General features: G+C 42.4%; 15 protein-coding genes, 2 tRNA genes and 1 rRNA gene. 3 read left to right on the top strand and 15 right to left on the bottom strand.

All coding sequences use genetic code 11. The features are described from left to right. Nucleotides 1-209: 209 nt before the first annotated feature. Both groL and groES read right to left on the bottom strand, forming a co-directional pair. Nucleotides 210-1,850, bottom strand: coding sequence for a chaperonin GroEL (gene groL / locus ACXAHI_RS20655; protein ID WP_474850939.1), 1,641 nt, complete (start codon nt 1,848-1,850; stop codon nt 210-212). A gap of 48 nt (nt 1,851-1,898) precedes the next feature. After that, nucleotides 1,899-2,186 (bottom strand): co-chaperone GroES, encoded by a 288-nt coding sequence (groES, locus tag ACXAHI_RS20650; RefSeq protein ID WP_224885549.1) that lies wholly within the window; start codon nt 2,184-2,186, stop codon nt 1,899-1,901. A gap of 341 nt (nt 2,187-2,527) precedes the next feature. Between groES and ACXAHI_RS20645 the strand changes: the two genes are divergently transcribed. After that, the gene (locus ACXAHI_RS20645; protein WP_270182978.1) at nt 2,528-3,238 is read left to right on the top strand and encodes a CPBP family intramembrane glutamic endopeptidase; all 711 of its coding nucleotides are present in this window, start codon (nt 2,528-2,530) and stop codon (nt 3,236-3,238) included. Then, the gene (locus ACXAHI_RS20640; RefSeq protein WP_270182977.1) at nt 3,235-3,459 is read left to right on the top strand and encodes a YdiK family protein; all 225 of its coding nucleotides are present in this window, start codon (nt 3,235-3,237) and stop codon (nt 3,457-3,459) included. The genes ACXAHI_RS20645 and ACXAHI_RS20640 overlap by 4 nt, the downstream gene beginning before the upstream one ends. 19 nt (nt 3,460-3,478) lie before the next feature. Here the strand turns inward: ACXAHI_RS20640 and tatC are convergent, their stop codons facing one another. Genes tatC through moaC form a run of 4 tightly spaced genes read right to left on the bottom strand, consistent with a single transcriptional unit; the run spans nt 3,479 to nt 5,635 of the window. After that, the gene (gene tatC, locus ACXAHI_RS20635; RefSeq protein ID WP_474850937.1) at nt 3,479-4,240 is read right to left on the bottom strand and encodes a twin-arginine translocase subunit TatC; all 762 of its coding nucleotides are present in this window, start codon (nt 4,238-4,240) and stop codon (nt 3,479-3,481) included. Between the two features lie 20 nt (nt 4,241-4,260). Then, nucleotides 4,261-4,443, bottom strand: a complete 183-nt coding sequence (locus ACXAHI_RS20630) for a twin-arginine translocase TatA/TatE family subunit (protein ID WP_224885557.1) — start codon at nt 4,441-4,443, stop codon at nt 4,261-4,263. A 27-nt stretch (nt 4,444-4,470) separates the two neighbouring features. After that, complete coding sequence (locus tag ACXAHI_RS20625) at nt 4,471-5,109, bottom strand: redox-sensing transcriptional repressor Rex (RefSeq protein ID WP_474850935.1); 639 nt, start codon at nt 5,107-5,109, stop codon at nt 4,471-4,473. A gap of 43 nt (nt 5,110-5,152) precedes the next feature. Further along, nucleotides 5,153-5,635: a cyclic pyranopterin monophosphate synthase MoaC gene (gene moaC, locus ACXAHI_RS20620; protein WP_270182974.1), complete on the bottom strand. Its 483-nt coding sequence runs from the start codon at nt 5,633-5,635 to the stop codon at nt 5,153-5,155. 246 nt (nt 5,636-5,881) lie between these two features. Between moaC and ACXAHI_RS20615 the strand changes: the two genes are divergently transcribed. Beyond that, nucleotides 5,882-7,801, top strand: coding sequence for an ABC transporter ATP-binding protein (locus tag ACXAHI_RS20615; RefSeq protein ID WP_474850933.1), 1,920 nt, complete (start codon nt 5,882-5,884; stop codon nt 7,799-7,801). A gap of 249 nt (nt 7,802-8,050) precedes the next feature. Here the strand turns inward: ACXAHI_RS20615 and tsaD are convergent, their stop codons facing one another. From tsaD to rrf, 9 genes are all read right to left on the bottom strand, one after another. Beyond that, a complete protein-coding gene (tsaD, locus tag ACXAHI_RS20610) occupies nt 8,051-9,067 on the bottom strand; it encodes a tRNA (adenosine(37)-N6)-threonylcarbamoyltransferase complex transferase subunit TsaD (protein ID WP_474850931.1) in 1,017 nt (338 codons plus the stop codon). Next, complete coding sequence (gene rimI, locus ACXAHI_RS20605; RefSeq protein WP_474850929.1) at nt 9,057-9,515, bottom strand: ribosomal protein S18-alanine N-acetyltransferase; 459 nt, start codon at nt 9,513-9,515, stop codon at nt 9,057-9,059. Before rimI ends, tsaD begins: the two co-directional genes overlap by 11 nt. A gap of 10 nt (nt 9,516-9,525) precedes the next feature. Further along, complete coding sequence (tsaB, locus tag ACXAHI_RS20600; RefSeq protein WP_474850927.1) at nt 9,526-10,221, bottom strand: tRNA (adenosine(37)-N6)-threonylcarbamoyltransferase complex dimerization subunit type 1 TsaB; 696 nt, start codon at nt 10,219-10,221, stop codon at nt 9,526-9,528. Next, the gene (tsaE, locus tag ACXAHI_RS20595) at nt 10,202-10,672 is read right to left on the bottom strand and encodes a tRNA (adenosine(37)-N6)-threonylcarbamoyltransferase complex ATPase subunit type 1 TsaE (RefSeq protein WP_270182969.1); all 471 of its coding nucleotides are present in this window, start codon (nt 10,670-10,672) and stop codon (nt 10,202-10,204) included. The genes tsaB and tsaE overlap by 20 nt, the downstream gene beginning before the upstream one ends. 9 nt (nt 10,673-10,681) lie before the next feature. Next, entirely contained in the window at nt 10,682-11,671 is a 990-nt protein-coding gene (gene thiL / locus ACXAHI_RS20590) for a thiamine-phosphate kinase (RefSeq protein WP_474850925.1), read from the bottom strand. Nucleotides 11,672-11,868: 197 nt separating this feature from the next. Then, nucleotides 11,869-11,944, bottom strand: a tRNA-Asp gene (locus ACXAHI_RS20585). A 120-nt stretch (nt 11,945-12,064) separates the two neighbouring features. Then, nucleotides 12,065-12,141, bottom strand: a tRNA-Met gene (locus ACXAHI_RS20580). Between the two features lie 245 nt (nt 12,142-12,386). Then, nucleotides 12,387-13,526, bottom strand: a complete 1,140-nt coding sequence (locus ACXAHI_RS20575) for a trans-sulfuration enzyme family protein (protein WP_474850923.1) — start codon at nt 13,524-13,526, stop codon at nt 12,387-12,389. A 575-nt stretch (nt 13,527-14,101) separates the two neighbouring features. Then, a 5S ribosomal RNA gene (rrf, locus tag ACXAHI_RS20570) occupies nt 14,102-14,190 on the bottom strand; the annotation flags it as partial.

Genomic DNA, 14,190 nt, shown 5'->3' with positions numbered 1-14,190 from the left:
ATGAATAACCCTTATACAACGATTATTTATGGTGGACGATATGATAAAAGCCTCTCAGGGTTTTAAACAGCTGAGAGGCTTTTCTTTTCACTATTTTTTAGAATTAATTCAAGTGATTAATAAAAAAAGAAAGAGCCAACCTCCTTTATAAGGAAGTTGGCTCTTGATTTAAATGGGTTGTTTCAGAAGGGGAAAATGTAAGGAGAACCTTACATCATACCGCCCATTCCACCCATACCGCCCATGCCGCTCATGTCAGGCATGCCGCCGCCTTCGTTTTCCTCAGGCTTATCAGCGATAACTGCTTCAGTTGTAAGAAGCATAGCAGATACAGATGCAGCGTTTTGTAGTGCTGAACGTGTAACTTTTGTAGGGTCAACGATACCAGCGTCTACCATGTTTACCCACTCACCAGTAAGAGCATTGAAGCCGATACCGATCTTCTCGCCTTTCAGGCGCTCAACAACTACAGATCCTTCAAGACCAGCGTTGTGAGAGATCTGACGGATTGGCTCTTCTAGTGCGCGAAGAACGATCTTAACGCCTGTTGCTTCGTCGCCAGATGCTTCAACAGCTTGAACTGCCTTCACAACGTTAACGAGCGCAGTACCACCACCGGATACGATACCTTCTTCAACTGCTGCGCGAGTTGAGTTAAGAGCATCCTCGATGCGTAGTTTACGTTCTTTCAATTCTGTTTCAGTTGCAGCACCAACTTTGATGACAGCTACGCCGCCAGCAAGTTTAGCAAGACGCTCCTGAAGCTTTTCTTTATCGAACTCAGACGTTGTTTCTTCTAGCTGAGCTTTGATTTGGTTAACGCGAGCAGCGATCTTGTCAGTTTCGCCAGAGCCTTCAACGATTGTTGTGTTTTCTTTCGTTACAACAACTTTAGAAGCGCGGCCAAGCTGCGTGATGTTTGCTTGCTTAAGATCTAGACCAAGATCTTCAGTGATCACTTCAGCACCAGTTAGTGTACCGATGTCTTCAAGCATTGCTTTACGACGGTCACCGAAACCAGGAGCTTTAACAGCTACTGCGTTGAACGTTCCACGAAGCTTGTTAACAACAAGCGTTGCAAGAGCTTCACCTTCAACGTCTTCAGCGATCATAAGAAGTGGTTTACCTTGTTGTACCACTTGCTCAAGCACTGGAAGTACATCTTGGATGCTTGCGATCTTCTTATCAGTGATAAGGATATATGGATCTTCTAGAACAGCTTCCATTTTATCGGAGTCTGTTACCATGTAAGGAGATGCATATCCGCGGTCGAACTGCATACCTTCTACTACTTCAAGCTCAGTAGCGAATCCTTTTGATTCTTCAACAGTGATAACGCCGTCGTTTCCAACGCGCTCCATTGCTTCAGCGATCAATTGACCTACTTCTTCGTCAGCAGCAGAGATAGACGCAACTTGTGCGATAGACTCTTTGCCTTCGATCGGCTTAGAAATTTTCTTAAGCTCATCTACAGCAGCTTTCGTTGCTTTTTCGATTCCTTTACGGATAACCATTGGGTTAGCACCAGAAGCAACGTTTTTAAGTCCCTCACGAACCATTGCTTGTGCAAGAACCGTTGCAGTTGTTGTACCGTCACCAGCAACGTCGTTCGTCTTGCTTGCTACTTCAGCTACAAGCTTAGCACCCATGTTTTCGAATGCATCTTCAAGTTCAATTTCTTTCGCGATCGTTACACCGTCATTTGTGATAAGAGGAGAACCGAACTTCTTCTCTAGTACCACGTTACGTCCTTTTGGACCGAGTGTAACTTTTACTGCGTTTGCAAGAGAATCAACACCGCGAAGCATTGAGCGACGGGCTTCTTCACTAAACTTAATATCTTTAGCCATTTGTTACCCTCCAATTTATGTAGTTCTTATTTTATTTGAGTGGTTGTATTACTTGCTTACAACTGCAAGAATATCGTTTTCACGAAGAATTAAATATTCTTTACCGTCATATTTTACTTCAGTACCAGCATACTTACTGTAAATAACTGCATCGCCTTCTGAAACTTCAAGAGCTACACGCTCACCAGAATCAGTTAACGCACCGCTACCTACAGATACAATGCGACCTTCTTGAGGCTTTTCTTTTGCAGAATCAGGAAGTACGATTCCACTAGACGTTTTTTCTTCTAATTGAATTGGTTCTACTACTACGCGATCACCTAAAGGCTTTAACAACTCAAACACCCTCCTCAGTGGATATTAATGGTTTGTATTGTTTCTGTTAGCACTCAACATAGGCGAGTGCTAACACATGTATATAATAAAATATTTGGCTATTCTTTTGCAAGTAGTAAAGTTGATTTTTTTAACAGAAAATTTGCATTCCTTTATTTATCAACTTCTTCTATCTGAAAGATAAGACTTACGTACTAGTTATCAGAACATTCCCTCTTCAGATTCGTCACTGTTTCGAAACTCTTCTAAAGGGCATTCCCATTCCTAAATGTGTTAAACTAATACAAGTATGCAAAATGCCTTTATCTAGGCATGCAAACCACTAAAAGGAGTTATGCTTCTTGGCAAAACACTATTGGACTATCTTAATTACTTATATCGTTATGCAGCTTTCCGGATATCCGGGTGCAAAACTATTTCAATCCCTAGATGTTCCGAACCCAGTCGTAAGCTACTCGGTTGTGAGCTTTTTTACAGCACTCATCATCATGCTGTTTCTACTCCGCTCAACTCCTGACGAGCCGTTTGAACGTTCTACCCGCGTATCAGCAGGGAAAGCGGTAAGCTGGAGCATTCTTGGTATCTTCATGGCTTACTTTGCTCAAATTATCGCAGCGATGATCGAGGTCAATTTATTCGGAATCGAACCTGGATCAGAAAATACAGAGATGCTGATGGATGTTGCGAAAGCATCACCGATCTTTATCCTTGTAATAGCGATCATTGGCCCAATTCTTGAAGAGATCGTCTTTAGAAAAGTGATTTTCGGGGCACTCTATACACGGTTTAACTTTTGGATCGCTGGAATCGCGAGTTCGGTTATCTTTGCAGCCATCCATTTGGATTTCGACCACATCCTTGTTTATACTGCGATGGGACTTACGTTCGCGTTTCTATATGTGAAAACGAAGCGGTTGATCGTACCGATTGTCGCTCATATGACGATGAATACGATCGTTGTCTTAATCAACATCTTCTTTGCAGATGATCTAGCAGAACTACAGAAGAAAGCGGAACAAATGCAGTCATTTATTGGAGGAGTACTTACATGAGATTTTCACCAACTCTAATGGGGTTTTTCTACGCAGGGCTCGGTTCGATCTTCACGTACCTTGCGATTCAAAGCGCCCGTTCTGATGCAGATATGTGGAGCCTTTGGACGATACTACTGATGGTGCTCGCCACAGTTGATTTCGCTTACTCCATTCGCTTCTTTTTACTTAAAAAGAAAATCAATCAACTGAAGAAAAAAGATCAAAACAAAAAGCGATAGGGCTATCCTATCGCTTTTGTTATGCTTCTTCTTCCTGTTCTTCCAATTGACGCTTCGCCTCTGCTTGTAGTCTCTTTCTATAACCATAGCGAGACACAAGAATGCTGAATTCATATAGTAAAAACAGTGGTACCGAAACCATTAGGTGTGAAATAATTTCAGGCGGTGTGATCATACCCGCTATGACGAGGAGTCCAAAATACGCGTATCTCCTAATCTGTACAAGCATGGCAGGATTTAAAATTCCGAGTCTCGTGAAGAAAAGAACGATCACAGGCAGCTGAAACACAAAGCCAAATGGTAACGTTAACTGAAACAAGAAAGTGAAGTATTGATTTGCGCCGTACATTTCCTGAATGTTGAGGCTTTCTGCCAAATTACCGACAAAGTCGATGACAAAAGGAAACAGGACGAAATATGAAAATGAAACTCCTCCAAGAAAGAGGAGAAAGACTGCTGGGATATACGATAACGTTACTTTCCGTTCATTATCATAAAGTCCTGGCGAAACAAAAGCCCATAGCTGATAGAGAGCGATGGGCGATGTCATAATGAAAGCAACCAGGAACGCAAAGCTGAAATAAACCTTTAACGGGTCTGTTAATGTAAAAGCGTTCATCGGAATCCCCTGTGCTTCAGGAGCATTCTGGAGAAAGACGATGACCGGCTTTGCGATGAATAGTCCCGCAATAAAGGAGAGAATTAAGACGACGACTGTGATGATGATTCGTTTTCTTAATTCTTCTATGTGATCATAGATGGATTGTTTTTGTTCATCCATTCCCTATCCGTCCTAACCGATTACTGTTCGTTTTTTTTCTTATCGTTCGTATCATCGTCGTCATCTGCTAGACCTTTTGTTGCGTTCTTGAACTCACGAAGTGTGTTACCTGCTGCTTTACCAAGCTCAGGTAGTTTCTTAGGTCCAAAAATGATCAAAGCAACAACTGCAACTAGAGCGATACTTGCGCCACCCATTCCCATGCGTGTCACCTCCTTAAGATTATAAGTTTATACCGGGTAATGCTTCATAAAATACACGAGAGCCTGCAGTTCAACTGCCAGGTCAATATGATGCACTCGAATATGATCTGGTACGGTCAAACGTGCTGGCGTAAAGTTCAGGATCCCTTTAATTCCAGCCTCGTCCATCTGATCTGCAATCGACTGAGCAGCATGAACGGGTACTGTAAGGATAACGACTGAGATGTCGTTCTTCTTTACCTGTTCTTTAAACTGATCGATATGGTAGACCGGAATACCACCGATTTCTTGGTTTACTTTTTCTGCATCCGCATCAAATGCCAGTTCGATCTTCGTATTGTTATTCTTAATGAAATTGTAGTGCAGAAACGCTGTCCCAAGGTTACCTACTCCTACGAGAGCTACCCTGGTCGTTTCATCTTGATCTAGGGTCTTACTAAAGAAAGATAACAGATAATGAACATTATACCCATACCCTTTTTTACCAAGAGCACCGAAATAACTAAAATCTCTTCGTATGGTAGCAGAATCTACCTTTATCGCATCGCTCAATTCAGCAGAACTTACCCGCTGTTTACCAGATGCACTAAGATTTTTTAAATAGCGATAATAGAGCGGCAGTCGTTTTGCTGTCGCTTGCGGAATTTTTGTTTGATCAATATCCATAAACACCCTCCACATTGACCTCCGCGCTCAATCTATGGTTGTCCTACTCGCGCTTGTAATCCCCGCTTTTCCCCCCTGTTTTTGTAAGGAGATAGGTTTCCCCGATAACGATGCCTTTATCCAGCGCTTTGCACATATCGTACACGGTTAATGCCGCCGCTGATGCTGCCGTCAGCGCTTCCATTTCTACTCCGGTACTTCCTTTTGTTTTCACATGAGCTTCAATTGTAAGCTCATAAAAGGAAGCGCTCACTTCCCAGTCGAAATGAAGGTCAACGCCAGAAAGCGCTATCGGATGACACATAGGGATGAGATCAGACGTTTTTTTTGCTGCCATAATCCCGGCAATTTGGGCGACTTGAAGCACATCGCCTTTCTTCATATTTCCGTCTTTGATACCAGTATAAATTTCTTCACTAACCTTCACGCTCGTTTTGGCAACCGCTGTACGAGCAGTCGGAGTTTTCTCTGTAATATCGACCATCTGTGCGCGGCCTTCTTTATTAAAATGAGTAAATGAACTCATGGCTGCCCCTTTCTTCTATAGATGATAGAAGGTTAAATGGAATGCTGCTACTTGTGACTATACACCATTTCTATCCTTTTTGCTGTTTTTTAACAAGAATTTTTATTACCATTTAATGAACATTCCTGTAGTTGCCCACCTTGTCCTCACTACGATAAACTTAAAGGAACGTAATCGAATGGTAGATCAAGCAAATCGCTCGATTCAACATACAACGAGAAGAGAGAAATTCGAGGTGAAGAAACAATGATCGCACTACAAGTAAATGGCGTATCAAAATCATTTGGTGCTGACCCTATTTTATCTAATATTAAGCTAGAAGTACAATCGAGAGACCGTGTGGCACTCGTTGGTCGAAACGGTGCCGGAAAGTCTACTCTTCTAAAACTCATCACAGGGCAGCTCTCCTATGATTCAGGAGATATCATCAAACCGAAAGATGTACGGATCGGATACATGGCTCAGGACACGGGTCTCGAATCGAACCTATCGATCTGGGATGAAATGCTTAGCGTCTTTGAAGAACTACGTCGTATGGAAAAAGAACTTCGACGGTACGAAGAGAAGATGGGCGACCCATCTATCTATGAAAATGAGCAGGAATACCAGCGTATCATGAAAGAATATGACCAGCTTCAGGTCGCTTTCAAAGACAAAGGCGGCTACAAATACGAAGCGGATATTCGTACGGTCCTTCACGGGCTTAACTTCAAAGATTTCGATTATAAAACACCGATTTCTAGTCTAAGCGGAGGGCAAAAGACGCGCCTTGCGCTCGGTAAACTCTTACTTACAAAACCTGAGCTACTCATACTCGATGAGCCGACAAACCATCTTGATATCCAAACACTCACATGGCTCGAAGGTTATTTAACAGGCTACACAGGTGCCATCCTCATCGTTTCGCACGACCGTTATTTTCTCGATAAAATCGTGAACAAGGTGTATGAAATCTCGAGAAACCGCGCAGAACGATTCGAAGGAAATTATAGCTTCTATTTAGAAGAGAAAGATCGGCGCTATGAACAGCAGCTTAAAGAGTTTGAGAAGCAGCAAAAGGAAATCGCAAAACTAGAAGACTTTGTTCAGAAAAACATCGTCCGCGCCTCTACGACAAAGCGTGCTCAAAGTAGAAGAAAGCAGCTTGAAAAGATGGAGAGGATCGATAAGCCAAAAGGCGATGAGAAATCAGCCAACATTTCGTTTACGATCGACAAGCAAACAGGGAACGATGTACTGAGTGTGAGGGAGTTATCGATCGGCTACCCGGGTACGGTGATCAACGATCAGCTTACGTTCGACTTGAAACGCCAGGAAAGCGTTGCGCTCGTTGGTCCGAACGGAATCGGAAAATCGACGCTCCTGCAGGCGATCGTCTCAGGAAAAACCCTACTAGGCGGAGATTTAAACTTCGGAAGTAATGTTCAGATCGGGTTCTATGATCAAGAGCAAACGAATCTCACATCAAATAAAACTGTCCTTAACGAATTATGGGATGACTTTCCATTAACAGATGAAAAGGATATCCGTGCCGTATTAGGCCGCTTCCTTTTCAGTGGAGACGATGTGTTGAAAATCGTCTCAGAACTAAGTGGTGGAGAAAAAGGAAGACTCGCGCTCTCTAAACTGATGATGCGAAGGTCAAACCTCCTGATACTCGACGAACCGACGAACCACCTTGATTTAGATAGTAAAGAAATATTAGAAGAAGCGCTGATCCAGTTCCCTGGAACAATCTTGTTTGTTTCACACGATCGGTACTTTATTAATCGAATCGCCACTCGTGTTCTTGAGTTATCCACTGAAGGTGTCACATCATACCTCGGTGACTATGATTACTACGTAGAAAAGAAACAAGAGCTCGCTGAACTGGCCGCTCTTGAACAGCAGGAACAATCGAGTGAGCCTGAAGTATCAGGGAAATCTAGTTTTCAACAAGATAAAGAAGCAAAACGCCAGGAAAGACAAATCTTAAGACGAATCGATGAAATTGAAAAAGAAATTGATGCGGCAGAAGCTAAAATCGATGAAATTGAAGCAGAACTTTGTATTCCTGAAGTGTTTGAAGATCATGAAAAGGTAATGGTCTTAAATGAAGAGCTCGATAAACTAAGAACGAGAACAGAAGAACTTATGGAAGAATGGGGAGAACTCCAAGAAGCGTAAACAGTCCACAGTGGACTGTTTTTTCTTTAGATAGAAAATTTTCCGACATATTCACACAATCCACATACTTATACACAGAATGTGTGTTTATTTAACGAGATATTTCAAATTTATCAACATTATCCACATGCAAACGAATAGTTATCCACAAATTTTTACCCACAGTAAAAATGCCTTTTATTTCGTATCTAGGTCAATATGTCCACAATATTCACCGCTTGTGGATAATTAGAAACAAAAAAACCGGGACTAGATTCCCAGTTCTAATCCCGGATTTGCATTAAGGTGTAAGGAAGAACGCTTCCCTTTTCGATAGGAAATGGTACCTGCTGCAGCAATCATCGCAGCATTATCTGTACAATAATGAAGAGGTGGAATAATCAACTCGATCTCTGAATCCTTAAAGGCTTCTTTTAATGCCGTTCGGAGACCTTTGTTTGCCGCAACTCCCCCAGCAAGTAGCACTTGTTTCACATCATATTCTTCAGCCGCTCGCTTCGTTTTCGTTACGAGGACATCGACTACGGCTGCTTGAAAGCTTGCCGCTAGATCTTCAGGCTTGATCTCCTCATTACGCTGCTTTGCGTTATGAACGGTGTTGATTACGGCAGATTTCAATCCACTAAAGCTGAAATCATAAGACCCTTTCTCAAGCCATGCACGAGGAAGCGGTACGGACTCCGTGCCTTCTTGTGCAAGACGATCGATATGCGGTCCACCTGGGTATGGCAGCTTCAACGTTCTCGCCACTTTATCATAGGCTTCTCCTGCAGCGTCATCACGCGTTTCTCCTATCAACGTGAACTCTCCTTCAGATTCCATATAAACAAGCTCTGTATGCCCTCCTGAGACAACGAGAGATAGCAATGGATACTTAAGCTCAGAAACAAGCTGATTCGCATAAATATGCCCGGCGATATGATGGGTTCCAATCAGAGGCTTTTGATGAGCAAACGCTAATGCTTTGGCTGTGTTCACTCCAATTAACAAGGCTCCTACTAATCCTGGTCCTTCCGTAACGGCGATCGCGTCGATATCGTCCATCGTCACTTCAGCTTCACGAAGTGCTTCTTCTAAGATAACCGTCATTTCCTCTACATGATGACGAGAAGCGATCTCAGGTACGACACCACCAAAACGCTTATGACTTTCAATTTGTGAAGCCACAACGTTAGAAAGAACTTCTGTTCCGCCTTTAACGATGGAAACCGCTGTTTCATCGCAGCTTGTTTCGATTCCTAGTATGATTTCTGATTTATTTTCCATTTAAATTCACCCACATTACTAGTGCATCCTCCTGGTTATCTGAATAATAACCTTTGCGGATACCTCCTTCTACAAAACCTAGTTTCTTATATAAATTCTGTGCAACTGTATTCGACACTCTAACTTCAAGCGTCATGGTCAACGCTCCTCGCGATTTCGCAAAACGAATCGCTTTATTCATCAGCGCTTCGCCTAACTTCATTCCTCTATAGTCTGGATGGAGGGCGATGTTCGTAATATGGGCTTCATCAATAATTACCCATACGCCGCAGTACCCAGCGATTTCTTCACCGACTTCGAGTAAAAGGTAAGTAGCAAACTGATTTACAACGACTTCATTGTAAAAAGCAGATCGACTCCACGGCGTTGGAAACGTTGCTTTCTCAATCTCCATGACAGCTTCAATATCTTTCACAGTCATCGAACGAAACGATATCGTCTTTTCCATTACGAATCCCCTACTTTTCCTGCGAAGCGAGCCATTTAGCTTCCGCCTCTGCCATCCTTACATAATTCGGTTTAAACGCGTGTACATCCTCAACCGGTTCCTTCTTCGCTCCTAGCACAGCAAGCTCGGATGGACGAGCATTGGTACTACTAACAGGTGCAAAGATTGCTTTATCACCAAGTATACTTTCAATCGTTTCTTTGTGATTCGATAAATCGTTGCTAATGAATAGGAACTGATCATGGCTTTCTTTATTTATTTTAAGCCACTCTTCAAACAATACGATCTGATCGTCACTCTTTCTTACAGGATGTGGCATGCCTTTCTCGAATACCCCATTATAGACTTGTCCTCTTCTCGCATCGAAGAATGGCACGATCGCCCCGTCAAAATAGCGTCCGCTTTGCGCGAGAACTTGGAGACTCGATACGCCTACAAGCGGTATATTTAACGTCCAAGCTAACGTTTTCGCAATACTCACGCCAATTCGAAGTCCAGTATACGAGCCGGGTCCTTCAGCAACGACAATTCGATCGAGCTCATTCGGCTTTACCCCGACCTCTTCTAATAACTCTTCGATCGCTGGCATCAGTCGAATCGAGTGATTCTTCTTTAAGTTTGTAATCAGTTCGCCTACGATAATATCATCTACCATGACAGCGACACCCATCACATAGTTAGATGAATCAATGGCTAGTACTCTCATCTTGCAACTCCTTACAAACAGATTCATAAAAGTCCCCGAAAGGTCTTAATATCAATCTGCGTTCTGATTCTCTTTGATGATAGATTTCGATACGTAATAGTTCTTTTGGCAGCATGTCCTGTATAAATTTCGCCCATTCTACTACAGTGACACCTTCGCCTTCAAAATATTCACTAAATCCTAGATCCTCATCGCTTTCTTCTAATCGATAAGCATCCATATGATAAAGAGGAATATTCCCCTCGTATTCCTTAATGATGGTAAACGTAGGGCTATTTACAATTTTCTTTACACCGAGACCTTTTCCAATTCCCTTTGTAAAAGTTGTCTTGCCTGCACCTAGATCTCCCTCTAACGTTAATACGCTACCTGGCTTAAGCTTTTCACCAAGCTTAATGCCGAGCTCTATGGTTTCTTCTGGAGATTTCATGATGAAAGCATATGCACTCATGGTCATCACCTATTCCTCAGACGAGAAGTGATTGTATCCCTTCTTGTCCAAAATAAATTTGTTTTCCTTATTCATTAAATGTACAGATACACCGCCTTCTGCGACATATCCTACCTTATAGATTGGTTCGTGCTGATTTCTAAACAACTGCTCGACCTTATCCCAATCACTTTCTGACACTGTCCCGATCAACACAAAATCTTCTCCACCGTATAACATCCAGTCTAACCGCTGTTCTGAAGAATAAGCATCAAACCCTTCAGGACGTGGAAGATATTGTTCTTCTAGCACAATGGAAACGTTGCTCGCTTCAGCAATTTCATGTGCTTCACTAGCAATTCCATCACTTACATCGTTCAATGCTACACGACACCCACTCTTCGATAGAAGCCTTCCTGCTTTCACATGAGGATAAGGCGTTTGATGGGCCGTTATATAAGATTGCGCATTAGGGTTTTCAAGTTCCGTTTCCTTGAGCAGATACGAAAGTCCTGCAGCCGATCCACCGACCGCACCAGTAAGAAAAACCACATCTCCGGCTACAGCATTTTTCCTCAAAAGTTTTCTTTCTCGTTCTACTTTTCCGATTGCCGTAACGGAAATGGTTAAGGCATCTCTACTCGAAACCGTATCCCCACCGATCATGTCCATTTCAAACTCATCGCCAATCGCATGCAGACCACGGTAAACCTGCTTGAGTTCTTCATCTGACCATCCCGATTTAGGGATTGCTATAGACACTAAGTAAAAGAGAGGAACTCCGCCCATCGCTGCAATATCACTAATGTTTACCGCAAGAGCTTTACTTCCAATCTGTTCTGGCGTCATTGTATCCCTCGTGAAATGAACACCTTCCACCATCGTATCGACGCAGGCAATCTCATCCCACTCTGAAGAAACACGATAAAGGGCTGCGTCATCCCCGATTCCTTCTATTAATTCTTCACGTTTTGTATAAGCTGGTTTAATTGATCGTATAAACTCAAATTCATCTTTCAACCAAACTCATCTCACTTTCCATTTTATAAAAAAACCTTAGGAATTTCATCCTAAGGCTCTCCTTCTAACAGTTTATCTTAAATTCAAGAAAAATCACATCCAATATGAAAAATCAGATGTGCAGTCGGTTTTGAAATTCGGTTTTTCTTTATAAAACAAAAAAAAAGCGATTCGCTCGCTCTATGAAAATACTAAAATGGCGGTCCCGACGGGAATCGAACCCGCGATCTCCTGCGTGACAGGCAGGCATGTTAACCGCTACACCACGGGACCACTTATATGTTCACTTACGTTAGTTACAGAAAACTGTAATTAAGTGTTTAGGTTGCCCCTAAAGGGACTACAATTAAATTCTAGCAGAGTCGCAAATTCGACGTAGTCAGAATTTGTAATTGGTTGCGGGGGCAGGATTTGAACCTGCGACCTTCGGGTTATGAGCCCGACGAGCTACCGAACTGCTCCACCCCGCGACGATAATATAAAATTAATGCTATACCTGCTTCTATATGCAGTGATCTGTTTCTTCCTCTACAAGGTAATGCTACGATGTGTATCCGTCGAAACAACTCGGTGTTGAATCATGGAAGTAACGCTCGTTGCTCCACCCCGCGACGATATAAATGAATTGGCGACGTTGTCTAACGTCACAAGTAATACTATACCAGATAAAAACAGGTTATGCAAGCATTGAGAGAAAAAGAAAAATCCCCCTTCATTAGAGGGATTTCTCAACTGCTTGCTTAAATGCGTCAGTTATGTCGTTTTCATTTTCTATACCTACTGAGATACGTACAAGCTGCTTCGTGATACCGAGCTTTGCTCTAGTTTCATCAGGTACTGTGCGATGCGATGTGGCAATTGGATAAGACACTGATGTATCCAAACCGGCTAACGTAGGTACGATTTTCACCCAACCGAGTGATTTGAAGAACGTATCAACATTAACGTTATCTTCTAATTCAATCGATACGACCGCTCCATTTCCTCTCTCAGAAACATAGCGTGGATAGTAGACACTCTTTATTCCCTCTACCCGTTTAAGCTCATCAGCAAGGAACTGAGCATTCTTCACATGACGATCCATTCTGACACTTAACGTTTTCAGTCCTCTACATCCTAACCATGCTTCAAATGGGCTTAGATTCGCTCCGAGATTAATGACCTTTGCTTTCGCTTTAGCAATAATGTTCTCTTTTCCCACAACAACACCAGCAGTTACATCGCTATGTCCACCTATGTACTTTGTAGCACTATGCGCGACAAGATCGATTCCCATCGTATACGGTTGGAGTAGAAATGGCGTCGCAAACGTATTATCAACCATCGTTACAAGGTTATGCTTTTTCCCTAGGCTAGCAAGTTGATGCAAATCTTCCACTCTTAGAAGCGGATTCGTAACCGATTCTGTATATAGGAGCTTCGTATTCGATCGTATCGCACTTTCAACTGCTTCAACGTCTGCATAATCTACAAACGATACTTCTATACCGAAATCTTTTAGTTCACTCTCAAACAACGAGTAAGTACCACCATACAAGTCATCGCATGCGACGATGTGGTCTCCAGCTTTTACAGCAGCTAGCACACCGGCAAGAATAGCTGATAACCCTGATGAAGTTGCTACCCCTTTAGGCGCCCCTTCAAGATCTGCTACACCCATTCCGAGATCATCTGTGTTTGGATTACTAACCCTCGTATATAAATAATCTTTCTTCCCTTGATAGAAAGACTCTAAATCTTCTAGGTCCTCAAATACAAAAGAAGATGTTTGGAAGATTGGTTTAGCCTTACTTACAGTTTCAGCTGTTTCTTTTTTAGGAAATCGAACTGCCCTGGTGTCAAAATGAAAACTCATTTACTTTCCCCTCTCTATTCTGAAATTCTTTTTCATTAACCTTAAGTCTTCTAGCATTATTTATCAAGTAAGGCGGTCGGAATATTCAAAAATAATTTTCAGTTGATGCTATGTGTAAGCAATTTGAAAGGAGAGTTGAGCTACGGAGCATTAATTAGACAAAATATTATTCAGAAAAGGCGTAGAAACATGGTTTATCAGCGATTTTTATTGATTTATCAGCGGAAATTTTAATTTATCGGCGAATTTGAGGTGAATATCAGCGAATGGAAGACATTTATCGGCGATTTTACGTTTTTATCAGCGAAGCGTTGTTTGTAACTTTTGATTTGTTAAAAACACATTCAGATAAAACCTTTTGAGGGCGGGAATCATTGCGATATCCGCGAAATTTTCATTTTATCCGCGATAATCTTGATATATCCGCGCTTTTCGATTTATATCCGCGAAACCCGGGCATTTATCCGCGATTCTGAGAATATATCCGCGAAACCCTTTTTCTCTCCCGTTATGATTCAACCCAGCATTCAGACAAAACAAAAAAGCCAGAGCTCAATGCTCTGACTTCTCTACTTGCCTAGCGACGTCCTACTCTTGCAGGGGGAGAGCCCCCAACTACCATCGGCGCTGAAGAGCTTAACTTCCGTGTTCGGCATGGGAACGG

The sequence above is a fragment of the Anaerobacillus sp. ABD4_527 genome (assembly GCF_056160805.1).
The sequence above is the reverse complement of the archived record's forward strand: the minus strand, read 5'-3'. Positions and strand labels throughout refer to the sequence as shown.

What these genes read in the sequence shown, in the direction of transcription:
- groL (WP_474850939.1), bottom strand. Translation starts at nt 1,850, where the DNA reads ATGGCTAAAGATATTAAGTTTAGTGAAGAAGCCCGTCGCTCAATGCTT.
- ACXAHI_RS20640 (WP_270182977.1), top strand. Translation starts at nt 3,235, where the DNA reads ATGAGATTTTCACCAACTCTAATGGGGTTTTTCTACGCAGGGCTCGGT.
- tatC (WP_474850937.1), bottom strand. Translation starts at nt 4,240, where the DNA reads ATGGATGAACAAAAACAATCCATCTATGATCACATAGAAGAATTAAGA.
- ACXAHI_RS20630 (WP_224885557.1), bottom strand. Translation starts at nt 4,443, where the DNA reads ATGGGAATGGGTGGCGCAAGTATCGCTCTAGTTGCAGTTGTTGCTTTG.
- ACXAHI_RS20625 (WP_474850935.1), bottom strand. Translation starts at nt 5,109, where the DNA reads ATGGATATTGATCAAACAAAAATTCCGCAAGCGACAGCAAAACGACTG.
- moaC (WP_270182974.1), bottom strand. Translation starts at nt 5,635, where the DNA reads ATGAGTTCATTTACTCATTTTAATAAAGAAGGCCGCGCACAGATGGTC.
- ACXAHI_RS20615 (WP_474850933.1), top strand. Translation starts at nt 5,882, where the DNA reads ATGATCGCACTACAAGTAAATGGCGTATCAAAATCATTTGGTGCTGAC.
- tsaD (WP_474850931.1), bottom strand. Translation starts at nt 9,067, where the DNA reads ATGGAAAATAAATCAGAAATCATACTAGGAATCGAAACAAGCTGCGAT.
- rimI (WP_474850929.1), bottom strand. Translation starts at nt 9,515, where the DNA reads ATGGAAAAGACGATATCGTTTCGTTCGATGACTGTGAAAGATATTGAA.
- tsaB (WP_474850927.1), bottom strand. Translation starts at nt 10,221, where the DNA reads ATGAGAGTACTAGCCATTGATTCATCTAACTATGTGATGGGTGTCGCT.
- tsaE (WP_270182969.1), bottom strand. Translation starts at nt 10,672, where the DNA reads ATGAGTGCATATGCTTTCATCATGAAATCTCCAGAAGAAACCATAGAG.
- ACXAHI_RS20575 (WP_474850923.1), bottom strand. Translation starts at nt 13,526, where the DNA reads ATGAGTTTTCATTTTGACACCAGGGCAGTTCGATTTCCTAAAAAAGAA.